This window comes from Nostoc sp. 'Lobaria pulmonaria (5183) cyanobiont', assembly GCF_002949795.1.
Lineage (GTDB): Bacteria > Cyanobacteriota > Cyanobacteriia > Cyanobacteriales > Nostocaceae > Nostoc.
Genome location: NZ_CP026692.1, coordinates 6,983,632 through 7,009,171 on the forward strand (window position 1 = coordinate 6,983,632; position 25,540 = coordinate 7,009,171).

Genomic DNA, 25,540 nt, shown 5'->3' on the forward strand with positions numbered 1-25,540 from the left:
TATGGATTAATTTCCTCAATTGTTAACACAGATATTTCAATATTATGCTTTGGCATCGGCAGAAATGTAGTAACAGATAGCACTAAAAATTAGGGCAGACCAATTTGGTCTACCCCATAAGTTACTTAGCTAACTCACTACTGAACTCATTGAAGGCTCGCCGCTTTAGCTGTGCTGTTTCAATGCGTGGTAATAAATCAAAGATTTTACGAAATTGATCGTCTATCTCTTCAAAAGCTACTTGACCCTTTTTATTCAAAACTACTTCACCTGATTTATTTAACACCACTACTTGCGGAACACTCCCACCATAGTAATATCCTGGTTCTGTTGAGTCGTAGGTCTCTTTAGGCGGGATAGTATCTACACTAATCGGCATAATCTCTGCTACCCGACCATAGAATTCCTGTACCCGTGAGATAGAAATGGCATATCTTTTGGAATCGCTGCTATCATCCAGATAAAAAGCCAAAAATACGGGTTTATGTTCCGCTAAAGTCTGTGCCAGTGTCTGTCTGGGAGGAACTAATGAACCATTGCCTGCATAAACGACAAAGATGTTGCCATCATATAAATCATTATTAAGACCAGCAGATGCAGGTTGCATACTTATAATGAAAAGACTTGCAAGCAACAACAGGCATTTGGACAACCACCCTTGCCAGCCAGTAATTTGTTTATGTAAAAAAAGAAACTTTGTGCTATTCATCAAAAGGAACCTTGCAAGCTACTACTTGTTGTGAGTTTGTGCTTAATTTGGCAACCGGGGCTAGATATGTAATTACGCCCACGCACTATTTTTTAAGATAACGCTTACTGAGATTATCTGTCGCAAGTGGCTGGTATCGCTACGCGCAAGTCAAAACAGAGGTAAAGTAGCGCAACTGTAAGGCTCAAGAATCCAAAATCGTTCGACTGAGCGAATGCGAACAGCGTCTCAAAGAGAAGTCGAAGTCCAAAATCTAAAATTCAAAATTGCGATGACTGGCTTTTTCAACCAGGATTCGCTAAACTCACAAGATTAAATTTGCACTTTTAATTAGCAACCGCCAGAAGACTAGGGTACAGATGTGGGAAACAAAATACAATTCATAGATAGACTGCGATTGGGTTTCGCGGTGTCAGTGGCAAAAAGTGTGACGTTTATAGTGCGATCGCTCCGTCTGGGTGCTGCTAGTGTGTTACCAGGCTCGATTGCTCGTCGCATTGAACCCCGACTCTTACAATTATTGAGTCAGCAAGTTAAAAACGGGGTGATTTTAATTGCTGGTACTAACGGCAAAACTACTACAGCGCTGCTTTTATGCACGATATTAGAACGCAAGGGTTTTCGCATCACTCATAATTCTACAGGTGCAAATCTGGAAAATGGCTTGATGACGGCGCTGTTAGAAAGCACCAACTTACTAGGTACGCTAAATGCTGATTACGCCATTTTGGAAGTGGATGAAAATATTGTACCAAAAGTATTAAGCCCACTCCAGCCGCGAATTATTCTCTGTTTAAACTTATTTCGCGACCAACTCGATAGGTATGGCGAAGTAGACACAATTAGTAAGCGTTGGACAAAAGTTATTTCTACCCTACCACCAGAAACGGTAGTAATTCCCAATGCTGATGACCCAACTTTATCTAACCTTGGTCAGCAGTTACCCCAACGGGTGTTATTCTTTGGCTTGAATGAACCAGAACATTATCTAGAAGCAATTCCTCACGCTGTTGATTCTATTTATTGTCCTAAATGTGGACATTCTCTAGATTACAAGGGTGTTTATTTGTCTCATTTGGGAGATTTTACTTGTCCCAAGTGTGGTTTTAGTAAAAGTAAACCAACTTTAGAAAGTAATGAATGGTCGCAAATTCTGGTTGGTTTGTACAACAAATATAATACTTTAGCTGCTGCAACTGCGGCTATTGAGTTAGGAGTTGATGAAGCAACAATTAGAAATACTATTAATAATTTCCAAGCTGCTTTTGGTCGGGCTGAAGATTTAGTAATTAACGGTAAACGAGTGCGGATATTGTTATCAAAAAATCCTGTAGGAACAAATGAAACCATTCGCGTAGTTACTCAAAGCACAGATAAAACCACACTGCTGGTATTGAACGATCGCACGCCCGATGGCACTGATGTATCCTGGATTTGGGACGTAGATACCGAGAAATTAGTCGAACGAGGCGGGACTTTAGTAGTGAGTGGCGATCGCGTCTACGATATGGCACTACGTCTACGTTACAGCCAAAAGTCCCCTGAGAGTAACTTAAATTTAATTGTGGAAGAAGATTTGCGACAAGCGATCGCTACTGCATTAGAGCATACACCAGAGAATGAAACTTTGCATATTTTGCCTACCTACTCAGCCATGCTAGAAGTGCGAGAAGTCCTAACTGGTAGGAAAATTCTTTAAATTTGTCATTTGTCATTTGTCATTTGTCATTTGCGATCGTCCCATTCCCTATTCCCTAAATTTATGACTTCTCAAAATTTAGAATTAACAATTGGTTGGCTTTATCCGACGCTGATGAGTACCTATGGCGATCGCGGTAATGTAATTACTATAGAACGTCGCGCTCAATGGCGGGGATACGATGTGAAAGTGTTACCCCTAGATCAAAATGCCACAGCCGCAGATATTAAAACTGTAGATGTCATAGTCGGTGGTGGCGCACAAGACCGCCAGCAAGAGATTGTCATGCGTGATTTGCAAGGTGCGAAAGCCGACGCTATGCGGGACAAAATCGAAAATGGAACACCAGGAGTATTTACTTGTGGTTCACCCCAATTACTGGGACATTATTATGAACCAGGCTTGGGACAACGAATTGATGGTTTGGGAATACTTGATTTAGTTTCTGTGCATCCTGGTGAAAATACTAAGCGCTGTATTGGCAACTTAGTAATTGAAGTGACAGCTTCCCGTCTGGCGCGAGATTTAAAAGAGATGACAGGTAGCACACCATATTTGGTAGGCTTTGAAAATCACGGCGGACGTACCAAGTTGGGGAAAGTGGAAGCTTTGGGGCGAGTGGTGTACGGTTTGGGAAATAATGGAGAGGATGGGACAGAAGGAGCATTTTATCAGAATGCGATCGCTACTTATTCTCACGGGCCTTTGTTACCGAAAAATCCTTTTGTCGCCGATTGGTTAATTCAAACAGCGCTGCGGCTAAAGTATCAGCAGGAAATTACCTTAAAATCTTTTGACGATAGCCTCGCTGTACAAGCACGAGAAGCGATGTTTAAGCGCTTAAAAGTCAGTTTACCAAGTGCTACTGCGGCGAAAGTTTAAATTTTCGTGTTTTTCTCGTTCCCTGACTCTCACAGGGAACGCAATTCCCCGGTTTCGGATGGGAAGGGGTGACAAACGCCCCAAACTCAGCCTTGAGTTCATGTTTCCTCGTTAACAACGACAAACCCCACACCGCAACGAGTCGCCGCCTCTGCTAACCGAGTATCAAGAGTTGCTAAAGGCAATTGTAACCGCAAGGCCAATTCTAAATAAGCTGCGTCATAAGCTGCTAAACCTTCCTGTCGTGCTAGCTTCAAGGTTACATCCAATCCCTTTACATCCGTAACTCGATCGACCTGAATCAACAGTGACTGTAACAAAGCAATAGCTTGCTCAGATTGTTCCTTAGTCATCCGCTCACGTCGTTCAGCCACAACAAGGGTATTAGCAATCTCCAGCGACCAAATTCCTGGTACAAAAGCTTCAGAATCTGGCATCATTGCCAATATGGCATTAGCATAATCATCGTTTTCATCCACCAAGCACCAACTAATTGCTACAGAACAATCCAAAACAAACTGCATTAAAATCTTCGTCCCTCTTCAAGCATTTCGCGGATTGAGGTTTTATCTAAGGTTACTTCTCGCCGCAGTTGTTGCATTTTGGCAATTGCTTCTTGAATCGATTTTTTTGTTGTCGGCTTTCCCCAAGCGTTATATTGCAGTACAGTGTCATCGCATGGTGCAAGGTTTGTTTTATCTAACGGCTGCACAACTACCACTACTTCTACAGATGTATCTTTATAATCAGTGGGTGTCTGAATGTGCAATATCCCATCTGTCCCAATATGCGATCGCAATTTTTTTGTTTCCATTTTTACCCCCAGGAATTATATAATTTTTCGTTTTCTGGATTTGACAGGGAACGTAATTCAGGAGACTGTGCCTTTCATTTTAAATTAACAAAGGGCAAAGCATGACTCAAGCCTTAGCCAAACAAGTAACATTTGATGAATTTATCGCCTGGTATCCCGAATCTTCAGATAGGCATTATGAACTACATGATGGGGTAATTGTTGAAATGGCTCCTACAGGCGAACATGAACAGATTGTGAGATTTTTAGTTGGGGAAATAGTTACAGAATACAAACGTTTAAAACTACCTTATTTCATCCCTAAAACAGCTTTCATTAAACCGACGCTGTTTCAAAGCGAAGCAGCTTACTCACCAGATGTACTGTTGTTGAATAACTCTAATTTAGTAAATTAATCTCTATGGAAAAAAGAATCTACTGTAAGCCAAGCGGCATCAATTCCTTTAGTAATTGAGGTGGTAAGTACAAACTGGCGAGACGATTATTTTACCAAAGCAGGTAAATACGAAGAGGTTGGAATACCTGAATATTGGATTGTAGATTATCTAGGTTTAGGTGGTAGGCGGTTTATTGGCAATCCTAAACAAATAGCCAGAATTTTTTCTGGGTACGACGGTATAAAAATTTATTCCTTCCTCCAATTTAATAACTATTTTTTAAGGTTTCTTCTAATGTAAATGGAGATTCTTTATGAAATAAATTTAATTTAATACCTGTTTCATCAGATGCTTTTACACAAGCTTTTTGATAACAATTTTCAAATACTTCTGCAAGTAGAGGTTGCAAACTGGGACTATCTTCTAATAATGTTTCAATACAGATACGCTGTTCAGAAATGGTACTGCGCCAACTTTCACTACGTTTTTCTGGTTGATATTGCCATTTCAGCAAGTGCATTAATAGCACAATTAATCGATTTTTTAACTCGCGTTTTTCACTTCTCCCCATGCTTTCAATTTCTTCAATTAGATTATGTATATCTATTTCATTAAATTTATTTTCTTTTAACTGCTGGGCAATTGTTTGTGTCCACAAGTAAAAGTCTTGTTCATAAAGGTTTTTTTCATTTATAAAAGATGGACTGGTCATTAATATTCCTCTTGAAAACGCTAAAAATAAGGTGGGCATAACACCCAGCGAATTAAACTATACCAACTTTCTTTTATCGAGGCCACACTTTAATAGCTATATTAGCTAAATATTCAGCACGACTTTTGATTTCCTGTTCATTCCAAACATCTACCTTTCGGAAATACTGATTCAAAGTCACATTACTAGCTCTTAAAATTTTCAACTTTTCTTCAAAGGATTTATTAGACAATTCAGAGTTATATTGTGTTAGCGTGAGATTACCTAAAGTGTGAAGCAATTCCTTATGTACCTTGTTATAATCTGCGCCTAACATTTCTTGCCACTCTTTACGTAAAGGGGACTTTTGGGGCATAATATGCTCAAGGCTCATAGGCAGAGTATCAACACGCTCCTTGCTCAAAGATTGTTCTATACTTTCTAATAAAAACTTTACACGTTCATTTGCTGCCGAGCTTTTATTATTATATAAAGGTTCATTGATGATATGCTGATAGAATAAATTGTCGTCAGGAAATACTTGAGTTTTCTCAAAGCTGATTAGAACTTGGCGTAATCCATTCACTAAATCTTCAGGATTTTTTTGCTTTACTTGCTTATAAAGATTGTTAAAGATTGTGCCTAAAGCTCTAGTAGGAATCCCGACAATCCAACGGCGTACAAAATAAGATTCTAAATATTGCAGGATTTTCTCAAAATCTTGAATAGATAAGCGTTGTGATTCATATTCATAATAAATATTCAGGAGAAATATATGACAAGTAGTAAAATCCAATTTTTTTAACCGCTGAAACCAATACTTTAGTTTTGGTTCTTGTTCTTCCTCATCAAAATTAAGACGTAGATAGTAATTAGTAAATTTTATAAGGTTATGTAACTCAGCCTTGATACCTAATTCAGGTTTTTCAAAGCGTTTAGCCGATTCATCAAAACGTTGTTTAATTGATTTATAAACGGCTTTTTCATTAACTGCCTCTCCATCTTTACGCAGATAAAACCAAAATGCCTTAGTTAGTTCTTCTGCATATTCCTTTTGCTTCATGTTTAACTTAAAACTTTCTTGAAGAGGCAACCATTCGTTGTTGTAAACTTCATCCCTTTCTTCAGAAGGTAACTTCATAAATATATAGTTACGAACTAAGTCTGCCTGGGTTAATTCTTCTCCTTTGTTATTTAAGCTTTCAAAAATAAGATATGGGTTATCGTTGTTATCAGAAGTAATATTTACTAATACTAAACGTTCTAAAATAATATTTTTAAATTTGGCAAAGTCTAACAAAACATCCTCATCTACAAAAGGCTTTTTCAACTTGCCATCAAAAAATTTATAAGCTTCATGTATTGCTCCTGATTGTGATTCTTTATTTTTAGCCTTAGGTATCTTATTGTCGATAATGCTTTTATATGCGTCACAGTCATCCTGAGTAGGCAGCACTTTATAAAAATCATCATTTTTTTGATACTTGTTTATTAAAAAAAATTCATGTATCTGTTCTGCTATTTGTTTGTCAGACTTCTTGAGATAATTTCTTAATGCCGCCAAGAGAATACTAAGGGTTGTAAAACGTTGTTGTCCGTCTATAACAATATATCGACTTATACCGTCAGCGGTTCCCAGTTCAGCTTGGGTTACTATAGGCCCAAGAAAATAAAAGCCTTTTTCATCATCATTATAAAGACTTATCAAATCTTCCCACAGAGTCTCCCAGTTCTCCTTTTTCCAAGAGTATGGTCGCTGAAAAAGAGGTATTTGAAACTGTTTACCACCTTCTAGTAAGTTACGGAGACTTGTTTCTGATGCTTTCATACTTGTTATTTGCTTTATGTATCATATACGATAATAACTAAATTTTTGGATTATCAAAGACTTACGTGTGATTGATTTGCATTAAAAAGCCCGCTAATGCGGGCTTCGTTCGTGTAGCCCCAGGCTTTAGCCTGCGGCGTTTAATGTCAATTATTACCTACCTCGCCGCAGTAGGCATACCCAAAATATCCTCAAGCTTCGGCATATCTTCCAACGCAATCACGCGCCCTTCATCCTCAAAACCGACGATTTGATCAAAGTTCAAATACCGATACAAATCATCTGCAAAAGGATGAATTCTCCTCGCCACAATATCCAAATATTCCTGCACTGTCGGAAGCCGTCCCAGCAGCGCACAAACTGCGGCTAATTCCGCTGAACCAAGATACACTCGCGCATCTTTACCCATGCGATTATTGAAGTTGCGGGTAGAGGTAGAAAACACTGTTGTTCCATCAGCAACTCGCGCCTGATTCCCCATGCACAAACTGCATCCGGGTATTTCTGTACGCGCACCCGCAGCCCCAAAAACGCTGTATACACCTTCTTCTTTTAATTGGTGTTCATCCATGCGGGTTGGTGGTGATATCCACAGGCGAGTTTTCACTTCACCTGCGCCTTCCAAAACTTTGGCTGTTGCCCGATAATGACCGATATTCGTCATACAAGAACCGACGAATACTTCTTGCACTGGATCGTTAGCAACTTCCGATAATAATTTAACATTATCGGGGTCATTGGGAGCAGCAACAATTGGTTCTTTGATTTCGTTCAAATCAATTTCAATTATTTCGGCATACTCCGCATCGGCATCGCCTTCTAATAAGACGGGATTTGCTAACCATTCTTCCATCTTTGCCACACGGCGCAGCATGGTACGCGGATCGTGATAGCCGCGTGCTATCATATTTTTCAGCAGCGCGACGTTAGAACGCAGATATTCCGAAATTGTCTCTACACTCAGTTTAATTGTACATCCGGCACAAGAACGCTCGGCACTAGCATCGGTGAGTTCAAAGGCTTGTTCAACTTTTAAATCTGGCAATCCTTCTATTTCCAGAATTCGCCCGGAGAAAACGTTTTTCTTATTCTGTTTCTCTGCTGTCAGCAAACCTTTTTGAATTGCCACGTAGGGAATGGCATTCACAACATCCCGCAGGGTGATACCTGGTTGCAATTCTCCTTTGAATCTTACCAATACTGACTCTGGCATATCTAAAGGCATGACACCCAAAGCCGCCGCAAACGCGACTAATCCTGAACCGGCGGGGAAGGAAATACCTAAGGGGAAGCGGGTGTGAGAGTCGCCGCCAGTTCCTACGGTATCGGGTAGCAGCATCCGGTTTAACCAAGAGTGGATGATACCATCACCGGGGCGGAGGGCGACACCGCCACGAGAAGCAAAGAAATCGGGGAGTTCGTGATGGGTTTTGATGTCTACTGGTTTGGGATAAGCAGCAGTATGGCAGAAACTTTGGATCACTAAGTCTGCACTGAAACCAAGACAGGCGAGTTCTTTCAATTCGTCGCGGGTCATGGGGCCTGTGGTATCCTGGGAACCAACGGTAGTGATGATCGGTTCGCAAGATGTGCCGGGACGCACACCAGGTAATCCGCAAGCTTTACCTACCATTTTCTGTGCTAGGCTGTAGCCTTTCCCTGTATCAAAGGCTTGCTGGGGACGGGTGAAAACAGTGCTGGGTTCTAAACCAAGTGCAAGACGAGTTTTGTCGGTGAGGGTACGTCCAATAAGTAGGGGGATGCGTCCACCTGCGCGGACTTCATCAAGGATGGTATCAGGTTTGAGGGCAAAGGTGGAAATGACTTCACCTGCTTCATTGGTGATTTCGCCTTTGTAGGGATGGATGGTAATTACCATGCCGGTTTCGAGTTGGGTGACATCGCACTGAATAGGCAAAGCACCGGCATCTTCAGCTGTGTTAAAGAAGATTGGCGCGATCGCACCACCTAAAACATAACCCCCAGCGCGTTTGTTTGGCACAAAAGGTATATCATTTCCCATGTGCCACAATACAGAGTTGATGGCAGATTTCCGCGAGGAACCTGTACCAACTACATCCCCCACGTAAGCTACAGGATGCCCTTTTTTCTTCAGTTCGGCAATGGTTTTCAAACTTCCCGGTTGCCGTGACTCTAACATCACTAAGGCGTGTAAGGGAATATCTGGGCGAGTTGTGGCGCTTTGGGCGGGGGATAAATCGTCGGTATTGGTTTCGCCAGGAACTTTAAAAACGGTAACAGTAATCGCTTCTGGTACTGTGGGGCGAAGGGTAAACCATTCAGCTTCCGCCCAAGAGTCAATCACCCGCTTGGCGAAAGGATTGGTTTTAGACAGTTCTAAAACATCGTGGTAAGCGTCGTACACCAAAAGAATTTTGCTTAAGGCGTTGGCGGCATAGGCGGCGATGGGTTCCTTTCCTTGTCCACCCATCACTAGAGGCGTTTCAGATGAGTCTGAGAGGGATACGGTGGGCCATTGCAGCAAATCGATTAAAGATTGCACATTGTAACCACCTACCATCGTCCCTAACAATTGCACCGCTTCTATGCGCGAAACCAAGGGACTGGTGATTTCCTTTTTGGCAATGGCGGTGAGAAATCCAGCTTTGACATAAGCTGCTGGATCTACACCAGGAGAAACGCGATCGCTTAATAGATGTAATAATATCTCCTCTTGACCCTTTGGCGGATTTTTCAGTAATTCACATAATTCTGAGGTTTGCTTCGCATCCAATGGTAAAGGGGGAATACCGAGTGCCCCTCTATCAGCAACGTCTTTACGATATGATTCCAGCATTTTAATGTTCTCCATTGGGATTTTCTCCCTTTAATTATGAAATATTTTTAGGCAACACTTGGCTATAAAAGTTTAGCTTACTTTTATTACTAAAAGCCTTACTGGTAATCGGTTGGTTGCAATTTTTTTTATACTGAAAGTTTAGTTTTCGTGAAGCGAATATTTTTACACTTTGATGGAATACGAGCAACACTAAACAGGGTTGCTGTAGAATCCGAGTTGCTTAGAAATTAATTAATCCAAATTTGCGGTGATTAGTTGAGTAGGTACAGAACCCCACCCCCAACCCACTAAGAGCAAGCTCCTTGCTTGCTCTGATGTAACTTATTTGATTAGGAAAAGCTATAATGATTTATCCTTATTGTTGGTTTAACCAAGTTTCTAAATCAGCGACGCTAGAAAAGTCTAATAACGCTTCTCCTAAATTCTCTAATTGTTCAATTGATAAACCTTGAACTCGCTCGATTAATGATGCATCAATCTCACTAATACGGCGATTGAGTTGACGTAGAACTAGACGTTGTTCTCCTTGTTTATTTCCTTCTTGTATAGCTTGTTCTCTGTCTCTTTGATAAAGTGGTTCTAATCGCATAATTAACTCCTTATCATCTGCTTCTAATTCTTGATTTACTCTCAAGTTTTCGCGCAAATTGTAAACTAATTCAAGAGTTGCTTTTTGGTATGGATAATCTAATGGTAACGTTTGCAACTCGATAATTGCCTGTGACTGCACACTTCCCCTTCCTAAAAGCCTCAACCATAACGTTTCTGGTGTTTGGGGTAGTTGGTGTATCGCTACAATTGCTGTTCGCAAGGCATCTGGCAGAAAATGCACTCCTGATAACCAACCTGCTTTTTGCATAGTTCCAAAGCTAGACAATCTAGTTTCAGATATGGTTGGAGTAAGAACCCACAATTGGGGAATTTCTGAGTCCTGAAGTTTGATTTTATTGGCTTTAGCTTCTCGTCGCAGGAGAGCCTTGATTTCTAATAATTTGAGAATACAGTCGCATATTTCATCGGTAGAAGCTGGATTGCGGTATGGTGAGCCAGCGCGGTCTTGGGGGTTTCCCCCATGAGCGACTGGCGAACCCGTAAGGGTTCTATAATTGCAGGATGTTCTGCAAGTCTTCCTAACAAACCCAGTACTTGTAAATTAGAGTTTTGCTGTTTGGCAGGAGTGAATAAAACATCTATTTCTTTAATCTCTCCTGCAACTTTTTCTGATGCTTTGACTTCTCCGTAATCTTTTAGTAATTCTTCTAGATAGTCTTTGGCAAATTTATCATGTATAAACCGGGTCATTCAATTTTCAAATTGCGGAAGTTCTGGGTTAATGCAAAGTTTTATTATATAGCAGTCCTGAATCATTCGTGAGACAATAGATCCCCGACAACTTTTATGAAGTCGGGGATCTAGACACCTGGAATTTTCACAGATACCATTTTAAAAAAGTTAAAAGCAGATTATATAAGCCTTTTGACTTTTGATTTTTGACTTTTGACTTCCGCCTAGCGGTACTAGGCGGTTATTGCATTTTCATCTGATGTTTTATCTGTGTTAGATTTCAAGCGTGTCAATCTACTTTTACGAATACGTTCGCTGTCTCGAACGCCACCTGCAAGTTCATATTCATTGCTGTTTTTGCCGTACTTGAAACCAACCCCAGTCAGCATTTTGTCTGAAACCTGACTTAAGGTTTTTTCCATCTCATCCAGCTTTTTTCTAGAAGAGTCAATTATAGCTATAGCAGCGTTATAATCATCAAGCATATCGTGAAACTGCTCTATTAATTGAGTCAGGTTTTGCAAGTTGTAAGTATTATCAAAATTGATATTTGGATCGATAGCTTTCAATCCGGCAACTCTAAACTCAGCTTTTTCTAGAATCCGGGAACTACGTTTTCTTCGAGACATAAATTTACACCTTTAAAAGCTTTACAAAGCTATTTTGCCTCAATTAACCTGTATTCTAGTTCAGCAAAAAGCGCATTTTTTTTAGCAAAACTTTTTATCTATATCCGTGATTTCTCGTAATTTCATTACCAAAGGCATTTTTAGCAAAATAATATTATGTTTAAGTTGCACGAAAACTACAATGTTGTTGTATGAGCGATGCCTACGGCGGTAAACTACGCACTTTTACTTCTATAGCGGTTCTAGTTTGGATGCAATACACAATAGGGCACAGAAAAAGCTCATTGGTGTCAACTTAACGTGAAACCCTTGTCAAGACGTGAAATTGAGTTCATTAGACCTCTTGCACAAATGCAAAATTTGCCCTCATCCCCCAACCCCTTCTCCCAATTTTGGGAGAAGGGGAGCCAAATTCTAAGTCCCTCTCCCAAGCTTGGGAGAGGGATTTAGGGTGAGTGTTTTTGATTCATGCAAGAAGTCTATTCACTTACCATTACTTATCGCGTCACCCTACCCCGGTTTTGGCTTTAGACAAAACCGCCCCTCCCCTTGGTAAGGTAAAACTACGGTGTATACACAAGTCTGAAATAGTTTACTCACTGAGTTTTCGTGTCAGTTTTACCCCACCCTAACCCTCCCCGTATGTATTGGGGAGGGAACCGGAAATCTTATTTCCCCCCTTTATAATGGGGGATTAAGGGGGGTAATACCAATTCAAAATTCAAAATTCAAAATTCAAAATTAAGAAAGCCAGACAGAACAAAGGTATGTCCGTATGTATCTGTTGCATTCTTTTTTCAAATTGGGGTAATTCGACTTTTGTATACACTGTAGTTTGGTAAGGGGAAGGATTGGGGATGCGGTAAAACGTATATTGGGTAAACATTTCAGCTTAAGTTGACACTTATGAGCATTGCTGTGCTCCTACAAATGGTCTGTATTCCATGCAATTGAGAAGCGCTATGAGCGATCGCTGTAACCTTAAGGCTTAATGTTCTAGCTCTAAGGCTTCATGTTGTAACCTTAAGGCTTCATGTTCTAGCTTTAAGGGTTAATGTTGTAACCTTAAGGCTTCAGGTTCTAGCTTTAAGGGTTAATGTTGTAACCTTAAGACTTAATGTTATAACTTTAAGAGTTAACCTTGTAACATTGATGACCAAAGTTTCTTGGTGAGTGCAATCATCGCTACAGCCCCGTTGGGGAAGTCAAAAGTCAAAAGTCAAAAGTCAAAAATAATAATTGAGTTTTGGTATACTTTTTAATATGAGTAATCATATCCCAATTCCTGATAGAGCTTTTGAATTCGCTGTCAGAATAACCAAAATTTGTTCTTATTTAGATAAACAACCAGGAACACCAAGATTATTAGCTGCTCAGTTATTTAGATCAGGGACATCAATTGGTGCAAATATTGAAGAATCTCAGTCTGCTGAAAGTGATAGGGATTTTATTAGCAAGCAATCAATAGCTCTGAAAGAAGCAAAAGAAACAAAATACTGGTTGAGGCTATTAATTAAATCAGATATGATGACTCCGGGACAAGTAGAAAAGCTTTTAGATGAGTGTGAACAATTAATTAAAATTATTGCCAAATCAATTGTAACGACTAAAGGAAAGCTAGGGAAATAAATCTTTGACTTTTGACTTTTGACTTTTGACTTCCCGTCAGGGCGTGTTACAGTTTACAAGTCTCGATGCGAGAGAAGACACAGAAAAACCGATCCCGGACCGACCCGCCGGGAGGTGTCCTCTGGGGGAGGCTGTATCATAAATTACGTCAGAGTAATTAATCCAATTGCTAACAACAAAAAAATTCCTTTTCACTCTCCACCCCACGCGATCGCCAAACTTCTCCCAGACTTTTTCGTAATACTTGCCGTCAGCTTTACCGCCAACGCTCAAGTAAATTTCCTTCTGGACGCTGAAGCCAAAGTGTCCATTGCTGTATTTTACCCACAAGCGGTCAATTGTGCGTAAGTCAGTGCAAGGAAAATTTAACAGTTCGTCATTGGTGAAGTAGTCGCCTTCTTCTTTACCGACAGCCTGAATCATCACCCGATAGGTTTCTTCGTCGGCTTCCTTCCAGTTTTTTGCTGCTAGTAGGTCGCGTAGTTTAGTGTAGTCTATGCCTTTTTCTGAGGATAGGTCATCTGTTTGATGTGGTGGCTTCGGAGTAGTTTCTGGTGGTTTTGAGGGTCTTTCAAATACTGGAGGATGAATAATAGTTTGTGTTCCTGGCTTTATGCCAGTGATACCCCAAATCAACCGTTCCATAGGATCAGGATCTTGGTGTCGAAAATCTACCCACTGAAAGCTTCTCATAAATCTCGGAACTTCATTGATGAGATGATCAGGGCAACCAGGAAGAATAACTAAGCCCATGCGTATTTTTCGCTTGGCAAACTCAACCAGAAACTCTTTCATTTCAATATCTGCCCACGGACCTACGCCAGAGGAACCGATAAATACGGCTGCTGCTTTGATTTGAAAAATAATTTCGTCTAGTTGGTCTTGCCAAGGACGAAAAGGCTCAAAGTCATACTTATCTAACCAGGCATATATTCCTGTCTGCAATAGCTGTGTTCTGATTTCTTCTACTTGTGCCTTTTCTTGGCTATTGTGGCAAAGAAACACATCAAACTGTTCCACTTATCACTCTCCCACGCCTGCAATTTTTGCCAAAGCCTTCGCGTAATCTTCCAACCCACCTCGCAAAGCTTCCAACTCACTTCGTAACTTGGGTTCCTCCGACCAACTTTGCTCATGTTCCTTGGGACTCACCCCTACAGGTCGTCTAGCTTCCCACGCTTGCAACAACGGATGCCATTTAGCCAAAAACGGCCTTAACCCATTATTCAACACTGCGATCGCAATTCCCCCCACTGAATCACGAGCAGCACCCACATCCGGCCCGGCAGCTTTGAGAACTTCGCGGGTTGTACCAAATAAACTATAAAGAGAGTTCATCGCTTCTCGTACCAAACCCTGGTCAACTTCCAAAGGTTGTACAGCAATGCGTGTCACCAATTCCACATAAAGCGACCAAGCCGCCTTCTTTTGTGTGGTGTCAACTTTCCAAGACATTGAACCAATGCCAAAAGGCAGACTTACAGATACAGTCTCTAAAGAAACGCGATCACGCATATTCATAGTAAGCAAATTTAACTAATTTATTTGGGTTTATTATAGTAAAATTGCTCATCATAGTTGCAAAATCAGCCTTAAATCATATTGTCGCAGCAACGGGCGCGATCGCACCCTGGATTGATCAATGATAATGGGATCGGGCGTTTGGGAAAATTTCAACATGGAAGTTCAACCAAAAGAAATCAGGAATTATTTAAGATTTGATGGTATAGATATTTTTTCTGAGTGGTTTGACTCTCTGCGGGATAGAAAAGTAAAGGCTAAAATCAGAGCAAGGCTTGACCGAGTAGAGGATGGTAATTTAGGTGATTCTAAATCAGTTGGTGATGGTGTTTTTGAACTCAGAATAGACTATAGTTCTGGCTACCGCATATACTTTGGGCAGGAAGGGTCAACAATTATTATTCTTTTGTGTGGTGGCGATAAAAGCACTCAAGATAAAGATATTGCTAAAGCCAAGGAATATTGGAAAGACTACAGGAGTAGGGATGATGCCTAGAAGTACAAGCTATCACGAAAAACTGATACAAGACCTTCAAGATCCCCTAGAAGCAGCAGCTTATATTGAAGTTGTTTTAGAAGAAGGCGACGCTAAAATGTTAAGTAAGGCACTGAAAAATATCATAGAAGCGCGTGGTGGAGTTGACCGGCTTTCTGCACAAGTCAAGGAACTCTACAATAAACTTGACCAAATGCTATTAGAGAAAGGCGAAATTGAGTTTTACAGTCTAAATTCTTTGTTGGATGCTTTAGGATTACACTTAGCAGTAACAGTAAAGCCGTAAGCTTAATGTTGTAACCTTAATCACCAAAGTCTGTTGGTGAGTCCAATCATCGCTACATAATGCGCGTCACCAATTCCACATAAAGCGACCAAGCCGCCTTCTTTTGTGTGGTGTCAACTTTCCAAGACATCGAACCAATGCCAAAAGGCAGACTTACAGATACAGTCTCTAAAGAAACGCGATCGCGCATATATATTTATAGTAAATTTAACTAATAATTCTAATTATAGTAATTAATGTTACTAGTCTAAAAATTGTTCAGAATTAGTGACTATAATCTCAGTATTTAACCTAAACTTTTATGCTAGTATCTAGATATTTTTAACTAATTCAGATAGAATAATAAATTTGTTCGTTGCATCACCTGACTTTGTATATGCCCAAAACTTACACCGTAGAAATTAATCATCAAGGCGAAATTCATACCTTGCAAGTTCCTGAAAATGAAACAATCTTATCAGTTGCCGATGCTGCTGGTTTGGAACTGCCAAGTTCTTGTAATGCAGGTGTTTGCACAACTTGCGCCGGTCAAATAAGTGAGGGAACTGTGGATCAAACGGATGGCATGGGCGTTAGTCCAGATTTGCAAAAGCAAGGTTACGTATTGCTTTGTGTTGCCAAACCCCTTTCTGATTTGAAACTTGAGACAGAAAAGGAAGACATCGTTTATCAGTTGCAATTTGGGAAAGACTAATAATCAGTAAACAGTTATCAGTATACTGATTTATTATTGATAACTGTTCGCTTGGATTACCAAAAGTTATAAATAATATAAGTATTTACTAGCAACTGATATCAGCTATTCTAGAAATTACAAATAAACAGGATTTACCAAAATGACGACTCATTTTATTACCGCAGAAATTGATTTACAAGAAACTCCCGCAGAATTATTAGAAGCAATTGAAACAGAGTTGAAGAAACAAGGGGAACCCCTTCGTTGGGCAATTACTTCTGTGGACGTTGACGAACAAAAAGCTACAGTTGAAGCCGTGGTGACTACACTTAAGAGTTAGGAGAGACGCGATTAATCGCGTCTGTACAGGAGTTAGTATTTGATGGCTTGTGATTCATAAACTCATCATTCATAACTCAGCACTCATAACTTAAGATGAATCGTCCATACACTGCTGTCTTAATTGTACCAACTGGCGTTGGGGCTGCCATTGGGGGTTATGCAGGAGATGCTTTGCCTGTTGCCAAAGTTATAGCACAGGTTTGCGATCGCCTAATTACTCACCCCAATGTCCTTAATGGCGCAAGTTTGTATTGGAATCTCCCAAACGCTTTTTATGTTGAAGGTTACGGACTTGACAAATTCGCATCTGGATGCTGGGGTTTGCGTCCAGTCCGCACCAACAAAGTAGGTTTGCTTTTAGACCAAGGCATTGAGCCAGAGTTACGGCTACGACATATACAAGCCGCCGATGCAGTCAGAGCAACTCTAGGATTGACCTTAACAGATTATGTAATTACTGATGCGCCATTAAATGTAGAATTACGGACTACAGCATCGGGAGCTAGTTGGGGGACAATTGGCAATCCAGATAGTTTATTACGGGCAGCTGAGATATTAATTAAAAAAGCGGGGGCAGAAGCGATCGCAGTTGTTGCCCGTTTCCCCGATGATATGGATGAGGAGGCAGTACAAAAATATCGCCACGGTGAAGGCGTAGATCCTTTAGCGGGTGCAGAAGCTGTAATTAGCCATTTGCTAGTGCGAACTTTTCAAATTCCTTGTGCCCATTCTCCCGCCCTTTTAAGCGAACCTCCACAACCTGATTTATCTCCCCGTTCTGCCGCCGAAGAATTGGGCTATACTTTTTTGCCGTGCGTGCTTGTAGGATTAAGTCATGCCCCACAATTTATAATAGAGAAAGGAGCAATCGCATCACAGCAAGAAGATATTTGGGCAGATGAAGTGGATGCTGCGATCGCACCTGCAACTGCTTGTGGTAGCAGTGCTTTACTGAGTTTAAGCCAAAGACGATGCCAAATAATTACAGTAGAAGAAAATAAAACTCTGATCAAAGTTCCTCCCCACCCCTTGGGAATCAAAGCTATACAGGTAAACTCGTATTTAGAAGCAGTGGGTGTATTAGTCGCACACAAAGCAGGCATCAACCCCTCCGCTCTCCGTCCCAAATTATTACCTTTGCAGTCAATTAGTCATTAGTCATTGGTCATTAGTTAATTCTCCCTCTACCTCCCCCACCCCTCACTCCCCACTCTCTCTAAAAACCTGTGATTGAACAACAAAAACAAGAGCCAGAAATTCCATACCTGACGCGCATCCAAATACTTGGGGCGATGGGAGCGACTGCAATCATTTTGTTGATAGTCGCCAAATTTTCGTTATATTTTGGCAACTTTTCACTATTTTTTTGGGACTTGAACCAAAAAGAGTTGCTCTTAGGTGTAGGGTTGGGATTCTTGATCACTGCGTTAAGTGGCTTTACTTATCGCCTATGGACTGCCTATCGTAAAAGTGCAGATTATTACTTAGAAGTGGTACTGAAGCCTTTAACCTTACTAGATTTAATTTGGCTGGGATTGCTACCAGGGTTGAGTGAAGAATTGTTATTTAGAGGTGTGATGCTACCAGCTTTAGGCTCCGATCTTACAGCTGTAATTGTATCCAGTTTTTGCTTTGGCATTTTGCATTTTAGCGGTTCCCAACAATGGCCTTATGTAATTTGGGCAACGATTGTCGGGATGATATTGGCATATAGTGCCCTGCTCACAGGCAACTTGTTAGTGCCGATTGTTGCTCATATTATTACCAATTGGATTTCTAGCTATTTCTGGAAAATTCGGCAATTTTCGGTAATTAAAAAATAAATACTGATAAATGGCTGTTAAAAAGAGAGCCTGGTTCTTTGACAACGGGAGTTCTGGTTGATCGCATCCCTTTTTCAGTCAATTTCCATGCATCATATCAAGTCTTGGTAGTTAGTTATTATTCCTGCATCTGTGCAAAAAGCTAGAAATCCTCTTTCCTCATGCTCCCTGCTCCCTGCCCTCTTGCAATCTTAATTATAAGTATTTAACCGGACATGATATCATTTGTCGATCAGCAGAATGTTATCACAATTTATGCTTAGTTTTTGGGCATTGGTTACATTGGATAACATCAGAAGTTGACAACTGGTCTAATTTATTGTTGTAGCTGGGCAAAAGTTCAACTTTTTTTACTTTCTAGTTAGCCAACTGTGCGCTGCAATGCTTCGATACGTCCATGAGGGCGCTGTGTTGCACCGGACTATTAACCAGGATACAGCAATGATGAAAGCTGAAGATATCATGACCAAAGACGTAGTTACCATTCGCGGTTCGGCAACTGTTGCTGAAGCGGTGGGGCTGATGAAGGATAAAGGATTGCGGGCGCTGGTTGTGGATCGTCGCTATGACAATGATGCTTATGGCATTGTCACAGAAACGGATATTGTTTATAAGATCACAGCCTACGGGAAAGATCCAAAGCAAGTGCGGGTTTATGAAATTATGAGCAAGCCCTGCATTGTGGTCAATCCTGATTTGGGTGTGGAATATGTAGCGCGGTTATTTGCTAACACTGGTATTCATCGTGCACCTGTGATTCAAGGCAAGTTGTTGGGCATCATCTCGATTACCGACATTTTGACTAAAAGCGACTTTGTGGAAGCGCCAAAAGCGCTACTGCTGGAGGAGAGAATTCAAAAAGCAATTGAGCAAGCTCGTGCTATTTGCACTGAACAAGGCGCTTATTCTAAACCCTGTGCAGCTGCCTGGGATGAGGTAGAAGAACTTCAGGCAGAAGCAGCTCATCAGAAATCTGAGGGTATGATATCAGCGAAAGTTTCTTTTGAAGAATACTGCAAGGAAAACCCTGATGCACCACAATGTCGAAATTATCACCCGTAATTGAAGTGGGGGGATGATATCGTGTCCGGTTAAAGACTTATCATTAAGACCCAGAGGAGCAGAGGGGCTTCAGGTGCAGAGGGGAGGGTTTTTTGGGCTTTCTGCATAGATTTGGGAATTATAACTAAATTAGCCGGACATGATATCAGGGGGAATAATAGACATCTGTTGAAAAAGAATGTAGAGACGTAGCAGTACTACGTCTCTACAAGAGTTATGGACAACGCATATTTAATTACACCAGATGTTTACCGTCTGGCAACTCGCATCAATAAGAATAAGCCTATTCCCAAAAAAAGAAAGTTGGGCAACCAAGCCCCCAAAAAGGGAGAGAGGACACCTGCTTGTGCGATCGCCCCACTAATAAAGAAAATTAAGTAATACGAAAATATAACTACGACACTAATCCCAAAACTGGTACCTCTCCCCGTCCGCTGGGGGATGCTTCCCATCGCTGCGCCTACCAAGCCAAAAACCACGCATACAAAAGGTAAAGAGATTTTTTGTTGAATCCGCACTTCAAGTTTACGAATTTTTTGGCGATCGCCACCGAGATTTTCCACTTCTAGTTGCTGTAGTGCTTCCGAAATATTCATCTCACCGTAGTCTCGGCTTTTTTCTGCCAAACTTAATGGCGTGCGCGGTAGTTGCAGTTGTTGGTGTTCAAATCTCACGATGTTGCGATAAGAGCTATCGGCTGCGACAAAATAGATCGTACCGTTGTAAAAATCCCAAACATTTTTAGAAGGATTCCACTGGGCAGATTCTGATACCACAATTTGATTCAAATTTTTTGTTGAGCGATCTATAATTGTCAACCCTGTCATCCGCTTACCATCAAATTGGTCGGCGTAAAACAAGCGTGTCAATACCCGATTCTTAGAGCCATCCGGCTGGGTAACATCCTGGTATTCAGGATAGAAAATATTTTGCTGTTTAAAAGTTGGCTTGTCTGATTTGAGCGCTTTTTCCAGAGTCATCGCCGCTTGATAATTTGCTGCTGGTGCAATTTCTTCGTTAAATACAAATGTCATTCCTGTAACCACAAGACTTAACATCACAGCAGTTAGCACCAGACGATAGACACTGACGCCACAACCACGCAGGGCAATTAGTTCGCTTTCGCTAGAAAGACGACTGTAGGTCATCAAAGTAGCCAGCAGCGTGGACATGGGGAAAGCTAAAACGATAAAATTGGGAAATTTTAACAAAAAAACTTGAATAGCAATGTCTATGGGTAGCCCAGATTCGACAATTTTTCTGACGAGATCGAATACAGCATCAATAGTGACGCCAATTGATGAAAAAGCTCCGACACCAAAGAAAAACGGTGCTAATAATTCGCTGGCAAGATAGCGATCCATGATCGTAAAAGGCAACAGCGAATAAAGACTATTAAAAGACGTGAGCTTCTTTGATATCATAAGCAACTTGAAAATTTAAATATTGGCAACCCTGGCAAAGCAAAGCATCTCTACTGTATTTACTATCAAAATCAAATACTTAATGGCTAAAAGCTAACTAATAAATTCATCCTGAAGAATCAAAAATCAAAATATCCTTTGAAATTATTAACTAAATAATTGTTAATTTAGACTTGAAAATTATCCCCCAAATAATATTGCCGTACCAGGGAGTTGCTATAGAGTTCGTCAGCAGCGCCAAAAGCGAGGATTTGTCCCTCACGCATGATGTAGGCGCGATCGGTGATCGCCAGGGTTTCGCGGACATTATGATCTGTAATTAAGATTCCCATGCCGCGATCGCGCAGTCGTGCTACGATTTGCTGAATTTCTGAGACTGCGATCGGATCTACTCCCGCAAATGGTTCATCCAAAAGTAAAAATTTTGGACCTTCTCGTCCAGCAGCTAATGACCTTGCTAATTCTGTCCGCCGTCGCTCACCACCAGAAAGTTGAATTCCTTTACTCCTAGCTAATTTTTCCAACCGAAACTCCCGCAGTAAAGTATTGAGTCGCCTTGACCACTCCCATCGTGGCACATGGGTTTGTTCTAGCACTAACAGAATATTATCCTCTACCGAGAGTTGGCGAAAAACACTTGCTTCTTGTGCTAAATAGCCAATACCCAGTCGTGCCCTTTCATGCATTGGCATTCCCGTCACCTCTACATTACCCAGCCAGACTTTTCCTTGATTGGGTTTTTCTAAACCTGTGGCAATGTAAAAGGTTGTGGTTTTACCAGCCCCATTGGGGCCTAGTAAACCAACAATTTCACCTTGAGCAACAGAAAGGTTGACACGATTGACAATTACTCGCTTGCCGTAAGATTTGTGAATATTCTCTAAAACAATTTTCACTCTGGAAGCACCCTTTATTGGTGGTGAATGCTAATTAGAAGGCTTCAAAGGTGGTGTCTTTGGGGCAGGTGTCGCAGTTTGTCCATTATTATCTGATTCCTGCACCATGTAGATGGACTCTACCTGACGGTTGGATTGGGGTAAAGCAACAAATCGCCCTTCATCAATTAAATAGGTTACTTTCTCCGCCCGAATACTGTTACCGCCCTGTTGCAAAATATAGACGTTGCCACTGAAATCAATTCGGCGTTCTTTACTAAAATACTGTGCTTGGGCAGATGTTGCCTGAATTTGGCGAGCCGGGTACAACATTTGCACATTACCGCGAGCAGTGATTACTTGGTTTTTCGCGTCATATTCTTGCACATCAGCGCGGATAGTGAGAGGGCGATTTGCCTGAGATATTTGTGCAGTAGCGGTTTGCACTTGGGTAGGCAAGGCAAAAGCGCCCAAAAGTGCAGCTGGCAGCATTAAAGCTAATCCAAAGCGACGTATCTGGGATAAGGGCAATTGATAGCAGGGCATCATAGCAATTGGGGATTTAGGATTTCAGCTTGCATTCTAATTATCTCAAGTACTTTATCCAGATATGAAATATCCAATCTGGAGTGATTTCCGATAACTACTGGCTGAAATAGTGACGCTACCCCTAACCTTAAGGTTTCAGGTAATTGGTATCTGAGTAAAAATGACGTAGGCACAATTCATGAATTGTGCCTACCAAGGATTTCGGGCAACGCATAACTAATTTCACTAGATGTCTAATCAGTAGTCAGCACAATTTTAGGCAAAGATAAGACTTGATTTTCACCCAGATTGCCAGATGTAATCTTATCTGGCCCTATTTGTTGTAATGTCGTTAGCAATGCTGCGCTCTGACTCAATAGCTCATCTACATCAACGCCGCCGTAACTAGATGGGTAACGCCGTAGGCGATTGCCGCCTTCTCCCAGTAGAATAACTGCACCTCGCCAGTTCCGATTCTCCAAATGATACAGCGCTACAGAAATTTGGAGAATGCCTTGATAAAAGGTTTTTTCTGGTTCACTGGCTTCAATCCATAAAGCCTCTAAAGTGTCATGACAGGCGTAGAACTGACCAGAATTGAACTGTTCTACGCCTTGCCAAAACTCTTGGGGGATGGTTTCGCTCATCCCATGCTGTCTCGGACTTCTTTAATTGTTTCGAGAGAGATGTCTTGTTTTTCTCCAGCAAACTCGTTGTCAGGGGTGAGGAATAACATGCAATGGCACTCTTTGCGTTCTCTCATTGGCACACAGGGACAGTTCCAATATGTGGCGTGAATCTCAGCTTCTTTATCTTCGTAATGGCGACAAGGACACAAAGGCGCACCCAGTTCATCTTTATGTTTGGCTAGTCCTTCAATCACAACTGCGGTGACAGAAGGTTCAGAACAGAAGTATGTTCCAGTACGCTTGGCGTATTGTTCGGAAAAATGCCGCATTGCCTCTAGGCTTTTATCGCTGGATTTTGTGTTATGTTCTGATGTGATCATGTCGCTCATAATTTAAATATTTCTTTGCATTGTACCTCAGCCTCACTAAGGGATTACTGGGTGTATTTCCCCAACCTTACCTGCTCAAATTATCTTAACCTTTGTCAAAGGCTGATATATCCGGTGTACTGGGATCGGAGAAAATCTCAGAAATCGCAGAAGCTAAACTTGTCAGCAGTCTTTGAAATTATAAAATTTGAATTGATTTATGAATGTAATGTTTTTTGTAGTTGGGTTTGCAGTGGACGTAGGCGTAGCCCGTCATAGACATCGCTTTGCAAAACTATACCAGGGTGTTCCCAATTAATTACCTCTGGTTCTGCTGGTGAGGAAATATTTGGCCACAAAACCCAGCGACTGCCTTGAGGAAGAGTAGCAAGGCTGAGGGGATTTTGAGTCAGCCAAATCAAAGGGTAGCTTTTAGGAACTACTGAACTGGCATCTTCTAATGCTCTGGTTGCTGCTAAGGTTTCTAGAACAAAGCGATCGCCTTTAATTAAACTTGTTGATGCTGTCCAGAGTTGCACCTGTAATTGCTGTTGCTGTGCGTAAAAGTACAGCGATGCTGCGGCAATTACTGCTTGTTCAAAGTTTTCTTCTTCCCAATTGCTAGCACTGTCAAGGGCAATAACTATTTCTTGTCCACCTGTTACCATTTCTAACTCCCGCACCCTTAATTCGCCATAGCGGGCACTAGTCCGCCAGTGAATCAAGCGAGTAGGATCTCCTAAACGATAAGGACGGAGCGATCGCACCAGCCCTGTTGTCGCTGTCTGCAAGGGTCTACCACGAGGATCGCCCCTTTTGCTCTCTTCTTGCCCCATTTCGTCTACTAAGGGGCAGGTAGCCAAGGGTAACACTGTGGGATAAACGATCGCTGTGGCTGCACAATCACGTTGACGGCGACACCAGAACAATCCCAAAGGCGCACCAGAACCAAGTTCGACTGTGTGCCAGCGATAAACACCCCGGCGTTGAGTCGGGTGGTAGTATACCCAACGGTAACTGCCTTGGCTAGGAATTGTTTCGATTGCCTTTTGTACTGGTTTCCCTAAGACGAAGGGCAATATATCTTCAACTTGCAACATACTTACAGGCTGGTGTGTCTGATTGCAGATTTCTAATTCCACCGTTAGATCGTCACCAGCTGACACAGGTTGGATGGGACGGCGGGTGATGGATAGACCTGTGAGCGATCGCGGCGGTAAGATGGCTGCTACACCCAAAAGGGCAAAACTAATGCCGCTAATGGCGTAAAGCCAACCAGCCATCGTATTGATACCTGCGCCAAAAAAACAAATAGCCGTTGCTGCTAGTACCCAACCGCCATAAGCAGGGGCACTGGCGCGGGTTTCTAACCAATTGGTAATGGGTTTGAGAATTTTCATGTTTCTTTTTTAACCCAACACCACCCGAAATTCACAGTGTCTTAAGAGTTTACCAAAAAAGTCATGATCAGAACTCTTCTAGAGTCGTGCTTTCTGTAATTGTCATTTTTACTTGCGTCAACCCAATATTTTTCATAATGTGGAGTCACCGAGGAATTGTATGCATAACTTAATAATTTATCTGGATTTTTGTGGGTTGCATCTATAAATTTATAATTGTATATGATTAAATTATGGAATGTAGGTAGAAGCTAAAAATATGACAATTACTACCAATTTAAAACAACTTTATGAAACCGATGAGAATTTATGGTTAGAAACAACTATTGAATTATTAAAACAAAAACAGTTTAACCAACTTGATTTAGAAAACTTAATTGAGGAATTAATCAGTTTGGGGAAAAGAGATTTAGCTAAAGCCAAAAGTCTTTTAAGGCAAATTATTATTCATTTATTATTACTCCAATATTGGCAGGTGGAATATGAAAGAAACTATCGTCATTGGATTGGAGAAATTAAAACTTTTAGATATGATTTAAAGAATCATTTAACGACGAATTTAATAAACAAGTTACAGGATGATTTAGAGAATATTTATCAAAGCGCGGTTGATTTTGTGAAAATTAAAACCGATTTAACTATTTTTATAGAAAAGTGTCCTTACACTCTTGTTCAATTATTAGATGAAAATTATTTACCTTAAATATATCAGTCTTATCTGATTTTTGTGAAATGAAAGCAGTACCG

At 41.1% G+C, this 25,540-nt stretch carries 27 protein-coding genes and 2 pseudogenes; 12 read left to right on the forward strand and 17 right to left on the reverse strand.

Annotation, left to right across the window (positions count from 1 at the left end; translation table 11 throughout):
• Positions 1 to 121 precede the first annotated feature (121 nt).
• A complete protein-coding gene (locus NLP_RS30965; protein WP_104909657.1) occupies positions 122 to 709 on the reverse strand; it encodes a thylakoid membrane photosystem I accumulation factor in 588 nt (195 codons plus the stop codon).
• A 361-nt stretch (positions 710 to 1,070) separates the two neighbouring features.
• On the opposite strand from NLP_RS30965, the gene NLP_RS30970 reads away from it, so the two are divergent.
• Both NLP_RS30970 and NLP_RS30975 read left to right on the forward strand, forming a co-directional pair.
• Positions 1,071 to 2,408: a Mur ligase family protein gene (locus NLP_RS30970; protein WP_104909658.1), complete on the forward strand. Its 1,338-nt coding sequence runs from the start codon at positions 1,071 to 1,073 to the stop codon at positions 2,406 to 2,408.
• Positions 2,409 to 2,471: 63 nt separating this feature from the next.
• Complete coding sequence (locus NLP_RS30975) at positions 2,472 to 3,290, forward strand: type 1 glutamine amidotransferase (protein ID WP_104909659.1); 819 nt, start codon at positions 2,472 to 2,474, stop codon at positions 3,288 to 3,290.
• Between the two features lie 98 nt (positions 3,291 to 3,388).
• Here NLP_RS30975 and NLP_RS30980 read toward each other — a convergent pair whose 3' ends face one another.
• Entirely contained in the window at positions 3,389 to 3,814 is a 426-nt protein-coding gene (locus NLP_RS30980; RefSeq protein ID WP_104909660.1) for a type II toxin-antitoxin system VapC family toxin, read from the reverse strand.
• The gene (locus NLP_RS30985) at positions 3,814 to 4,104 is read right to left on the reverse strand and encodes a hypothetical protein (protein ID WP_104909661.1); all 291 of its coding nucleotides are present in this window, start codon (positions 4,102 to 4,104) and stop codon (positions 3,814 to 3,816) included. The genes NLP_RS30980 and NLP_RS30985 overlap by 1 nt, the downstream gene beginning before the upstream one ends.
• A 101-nt stretch (positions 4,105 to 4,205) precedes the next feature.
• On the opposite strand from NLP_RS30985, the pseudogene NLP_RS30990 reads away from it, so the two are divergent.
• A pseudogene (locus NLP_RS30990) lies at positions 4,206 to 4,781 on the forward strand (Uma2 family endonuclease).
• Here NLP_RS30990 and NLP_RS30995 read toward each other — a convergent pair.
• The 5 genes and pseudogenes from NLP_RS30995 to NLP_RS31015 all read right to left on the reverse strand — a co-directional run bounded on the left by NLP_RS30995 (position 4,747) and on the right by NLP_RS31015 (position 11,734).
• Positions 4,747 to 5,193, reverse strand: a complete 447-nt coding sequence (locus NLP_RS30995) for a DUF29 domain-containing protein (RefSeq protein WP_104909662.1) — start codon at positions 5,191 to 5,193, stop codon at positions 4,747 to 4,749. The pseudogene NLP_RS30990 and the gene NLP_RS30995 sit on opposite strands and share 35 nt — an antisense overlap.
• A gap of 73 nt (positions 5,194 to 5,266) precedes the next feature.
• Complete coding sequence (locus NLP_RS31000; RefSeq protein WP_104909663.1) at positions 5,267 to 7,000, reverse strand: DUF262 domain-containing protein; 1,734 nt, start codon at positions 6,998 to 7,000, stop codon at positions 5,267 to 5,269.
• 157 nt (positions 7,001 to 7,157) lie between these two features.
• Complete coding sequence (acnB, locus tag NLP_RS31005) at positions 7,158 to 9,818, reverse strand: bifunctional aconitate hydratase 2/2-methylisocitrate dehydratase (RefSeq protein WP_104910105.1); 2,661 nt, start codon at positions 9,816 to 9,818, stop codon at positions 7,158 to 7,160.
• Positions 9,819 to 10,176: 358 nt separating this feature from the next.
• Positions 10,177 to 11,123, reverse strand: a pseudogene (locus tag NLP_RS31010) (DUF4351 domain-containing protein).
• A 215-nt stretch (positions 11,124 to 11,338) separates the two neighbouring features.
• A complete protein-coding gene (locus NLP_RS31015) occupies positions 11,339 to 11,734 on the reverse strand; it encodes a hypothetical protein (RefSeq protein WP_104909664.1) in 396 nt (131 codons plus the stop codon).
• 1,239 nt (positions 11,735 to 12,973) lie between these two features.
• Between NLP_RS31015 and NLP_RS31020 the strand changes: the two genes are divergently transcribed.
• Positions 12,974 to 13,363 carry a four helix bundle protein gene (locus NLP_RS31020; RefSeq protein ID WP_325034706.1) on the forward strand — a complete coding sequence of 130 codons (390 nt, stop codon included), beginning with the start codon at positions 12,974 to 12,976 and terminating at the stop codon, positions 13,361 to 13,363.
• Positions 13,364 to 13,399: 36 nt separating this feature from the next.
• Here NLP_RS31020 and NLP_RS31025 read toward each other — a convergent pair whose 3' ends face one another.
• The gene (locus NLP_RS31025; RefSeq protein ID WP_104909666.1) at positions 13,400 to 14,383 is read right to left on the reverse strand and encodes a GUN4 domain-containing protein; all 984 of its coding nucleotides are present in this window, start codon (positions 14,381 to 14,383) and stop codon (positions 13,400 to 13,402) included.
• A gap of 3 nt (positions 14,384 to 14,386) precedes the next feature.
• Positions 14,387 to 14,878 carry a hypothetical protein gene (locus NLP_RS31030; RefSeq protein WP_104910106.1) on the reverse strand — a complete coding sequence of 164 codons (492 nt, stop codon included), beginning with the start codon at positions 14,876 to 14,878 and terminating at the stop codon, positions 14,387 to 14,389.
• A 163-nt stretch (positions 14,879 to 15,041) separates the two neighbouring features.
• Between NLP_RS31030 and NLP_RS31035 the strand changes: the two genes are divergently transcribed.
• Together NLP_RS31035 and NLP_RS31040 are read left to right on the forward strand one after the other, a co-directional pair.
• Complete coding sequence (locus tag NLP_RS31035; RefSeq protein WP_104910107.1) at positions 15,042 to 15,380, forward strand: type II toxin-antitoxin system RelE/ParE family toxin; 339 nt, start codon at positions 15,042 to 15,044, stop codon at positions 15,378 to 15,380.
• Positions 15,373 to 15,666, forward strand: a complete 294-nt coding sequence (locus NLP_RS31040; RefSeq protein ID WP_104909667.1) for a helix-turn-helix domain-containing transcriptional regulator — start codon at positions 15,373 to 15,375, stop codon at positions 15,664 to 15,666. Before NLP_RS31035 ends, NLP_RS31040 begins: the two co-directional genes overlap by 8 nt.
• Positions 15,667 to 15,718: 52 nt before the next feature.
• On the opposite strand, the gene NLP_RS34455 is transcribed toward NLP_RS31040, so the two are convergent.
• Entirely contained in the window at positions 15,719 to 15,856 is a 138-nt protein-coding gene (locus NLP_RS34455; protein WP_199784729.1) for a hypothetical protein, read from the reverse strand.
• A 186-nt stretch (positions 15,857 to 16,042) separates the two neighbouring features.
• On the opposite strand from NLP_RS34455, the gene NLP_RS31045 reads away from it, so the two are divergent.
• From NLP_RS31045 to NLP_RS31065, 5 genes are all read left to right on the forward strand, one after another.
• A complete protein-coding gene (locus NLP_RS31045; protein ID WP_104909668.1) occupies positions 16,043 to 16,360 on the forward strand; it encodes a 2Fe-2S iron-sulfur cluster-binding protein in 318 nt (105 codons plus the stop codon).
• Between the two features lie 142 nt (positions 16,361 to 16,502).
• Positions 16,503 to 16,682, forward strand: coding sequence for a hypothetical protein (locus NLP_RS31050; protein WP_104909669.1), 180 nt, complete (start codon positions 16,503 to 16,505; stop codon positions 16,680 to 16,682).
• A 95-nt stretch (positions 16,683 to 16,777) separates the two neighbouring features.
• Positions 16,778 to 17,842 carry a DUF3326 domain-containing protein gene (locus NLP_RS31055; protein ID WP_104909670.1) on the forward strand — a complete coding sequence of 355 codons (1,065 nt, stop codon included), beginning with the start codon at positions 16,778 to 16,780 and terminating at the stop codon, positions 17,840 to 17,842.
• 68 nt (positions 17,843 to 17,910) lie between these two features.
• The gene (locus NLP_RS31060) at positions 17,911 to 18,507 is read left to right on the forward strand and encodes a CPBP family intramembrane glutamic endopeptidase (RefSeq protein ID WP_104909671.1); all 597 of its coding nucleotides are present in this window, start codon (positions 17,911 to 17,913) and stop codon (positions 18,505 to 18,507) included.
• Positions 18,508 to 18,948: 441 nt separating this feature from the next.
• Positions 18,949 to 19,569 (forward strand): CP12 domain-containing protein, encoded by a 621-nt coding sequence (locus NLP_RS31065; RefSeq protein WP_199784896.1) that lies wholly within the window; start codon positions 18,949 to 18,951, stop codon positions 19,567 to 19,569.
• A gap of 248 nt (positions 19,570 to 19,817) precedes the next feature.
• On the opposite strand, the gene NLP_RS31070 is transcribed toward NLP_RS31065, so the two are convergent.
• The 6 genes from NLP_RS31070 to NLP_RS31095 form a co-directional block, all read right to left on the reverse strand.
• Positions 19,818 to 20,933 carry an LptF/LptG family permease gene (locus tag NLP_RS31070; protein ID WP_104909673.1) on the reverse strand — a complete coding sequence of 372 codons (1,116 nt, stop codon included), beginning with the start codon at positions 20,931 to 20,933 and terminating at the stop codon, positions 19,818 to 19,820.
• A gap of 227 nt (positions 20,934 to 21,160) precedes the next feature.
• Positions 21,161 to 21,889 (reverse strand): LPS export ABC transporter ATP-binding protein, encoded by a 729-nt coding sequence (gene lptB, locus NLP_RS31075; RefSeq protein ID WP_104909674.1) that lies wholly within the window; start codon positions 21,887 to 21,889, stop codon positions 21,161 to 21,163.
• Between the two features lie 30 nt (positions 21,890 to 21,919).
• Positions 21,920 to 22,417: an LptA/OstA family protein gene (locus tag NLP_RS31080; RefSeq protein WP_104909675.1), complete on the reverse strand. Its 498-nt coding sequence runs from the start codon at positions 22,415 to 22,417 to the stop codon at positions 21,920 to 21,922.
• Positions 22,418 to 22,650: 233 nt separating this feature from the next.
• Positions 22,651 to 23,043 carry a DUF309 domain-containing protein gene (locus NLP_RS31085; protein ID WP_104909676.1) on the reverse strand — a complete coding sequence of 131 codons (393 nt, stop codon included), beginning with the start codon at positions 23,041 to 23,043 and terminating at the stop codon, positions 22,651 to 22,653.
• Positions 23,040 to 23,405, reverse strand: coding sequence for a ferredoxin thioredoxin reductase catalytic beta subunit (locus NLP_RS31090; protein WP_104909677.1), 366 nt, complete (start codon positions 23,403 to 23,405; stop codon positions 23,040 to 23,042). Before NLP_RS31090 ends, NLP_RS31085 begins: the two co-directional genes overlap by 4 nt.
• 206 nt (positions 23,406 to 23,611) lie before the next feature.
• Entirely contained in the window at positions 23,612 to 24,793 is a 1,182-nt protein-coding gene (locus tag NLP_RS31095) for a DUF58 domain-containing protein (protein WP_104909678.1), read from the reverse strand.
• 259 nt (positions 24,794 to 25,052) lie between these two features.
• Here NLP_RS31095 and NLP_RS31100 point away from each other — a divergent pair, with 259 nt between their 5' ends.
• On the forward strand, positions 25,053 to 25,496 hold the full coding sequence (locus NLP_RS31100; protein ID WP_104909679.1) for a DUF29 domain-containing protein: 444 nt from the start codon (positions 25,053 to 25,055) through the stop codon (positions 25,494 to 25,496).
• The last annotated feature ends 44 nt before the right edge of the window (positions 25,497 to 25,540 follow it).

Bases quoted from the DNA above. Each gene is read 5' to 3' on its own strand.
- NLP_RS34455 (WP_199784729.1), bottom strand. From the start codon at position 15,856: ATGCGCGATCGCGTTTCTTTAGAGACTGTATCTGTAAGTCTGCCTTTT.
- NLP_RS31055 (WP_104909670.1), top strand. From the start codon at position 16,778: ATGAATCGTCCATACACTGCTGTCTTAATTGTACCAACTGGCGTTGGG.
- NLP_RS31095 (WP_104909678.1), bottom strand. From the start codon at position 24,793: ATGAAAATTCTCAAACCCATTACCAATTGGTTAGAAACCCGCGCCAGT.
- NLP_RS31035 (WP_104910107.1), top strand. From the start codon at position 15,042: ATGGAAGTTCAACCAAAAGAAATCAGGAATTATTTAAGATTTGATGGT.
- NLP_RS31045 (WP_104909668.1), top strand. From the start codon at position 16,043: ATGCCCAAAACTTACACCGTAGAAATTAATCATCAAGGCGAAATTCAT.
- NLP_RS31000 (WP_104909663.1), bottom strand. From the start codon at position 7,000: ATGAAAGCATCAGAAACAAGTCTCCGTAACTTACTAGAAGGTGGTAAA.
- NLP_RS31050 (WP_104909669.1), top strand. From the start codon at position 16,503: ATGACGACTCATTTTATTACCGCAGAAATTGATTTACAAGAAACTCCC.
- NLP_RS31040 (WP_104909667.1), top strand. From the start codon at position 15,373: ATGCCTAGAAGTACAAGCTATCACGAAAAACTGATACAAGACCTTCAA.
- NLP_RS30995 (WP_104909662.1), bottom strand. From the start codon at position 5,193: ATGACCAGTCCATCTTTTATAAATGAAAAAAACCTTTATGAACAAGAC.
- NLP_RS31030 (WP_104910106.1), bottom strand. From the start codon at position 14,878: ATGCGTGATCGCGTTTCTTTAGAGACTGTATCTGTAAGTCTGCCTTTT.
- NLP_RS31015 (WP_104909664.1), bottom strand. From the start codon at position 11,734: ATGTCTCGAAGAAAACGTAGTTCCCGGATTCTAGAAAAAGCTGAGTTT.
- NLP_RS30975 (WP_104909659.1), top strand. From the start codon at position 2,472: ATGACTTCTCAAAATTTAGAATTAACAATTGGTTGGCTTTATCCGACG.
- NLP_RS31065 (WP_199784896.1), top strand. From the start codon at position 18,949: ATGATGAAAGCTGAAGATATCATGACCAAAGACGTAGTTACCATTCGC.
- NLP_RS31080 (WP_104909675.1), bottom strand. From the start codon at position 22,417: ATGATGCCCTGCTATCAATTGCCCTTATCCCAGATACGTCGCTTTGGA.
- NLP_RS31085 (WP_104909676.1), bottom strand. From the start codon at position 23,043: ATGAGCGAAACCATCCCCCAAGAGTTTTGGCAAGGCGTAGAACAGTTC.
- NLP_RS30980 (WP_104909660.1), bottom strand. From the start codon at position 3,814: ATGCAGTTTGTTTTGGATTGTTCTGTAGCAATTAGTTGGTGCTTGGTG.
- acnB (WP_104910105.1), bottom strand. From the start codon at position 9,818: ATGCTGGAATCATATCGTAAAGACGTTGCTGATAGAGGGGCACTCGGT.
- NLP_RS31070 (WP_104909673.1), bottom strand. From the start codon at position 20,933: ATGGATCGCTATCTTGCCAGCGAATTATTAGCACCGTTTTTCTTTGGT.
- NLP_RS30985 (WP_104909661.1), bottom strand. From the start codon at position 4,104: ATGGAAACAAAAAAATTGCGATCGCATATTGGGACAGATGGGATATTG.
- NLP_RS30965 (WP_104909657.1), bottom strand. From the start codon at position 709: ATGAATAGCACAAAGTTTCTTTTTTTACATAAACAAATTACTGGCTGG.
- NLP_RS31090 (WP_104909677.1), bottom strand. From the start codon at position 23,405: ATGATCACATCAGAACATAACACAAAATCCAGCGATAAAAGCCTAGAG.
- NLP_RS31100 (WP_104909679.1), top strand. From the start codon at position 25,053: ATGACAATTACTACCAATTTAAAACAACTTTATGAAACCGATGAGAAT.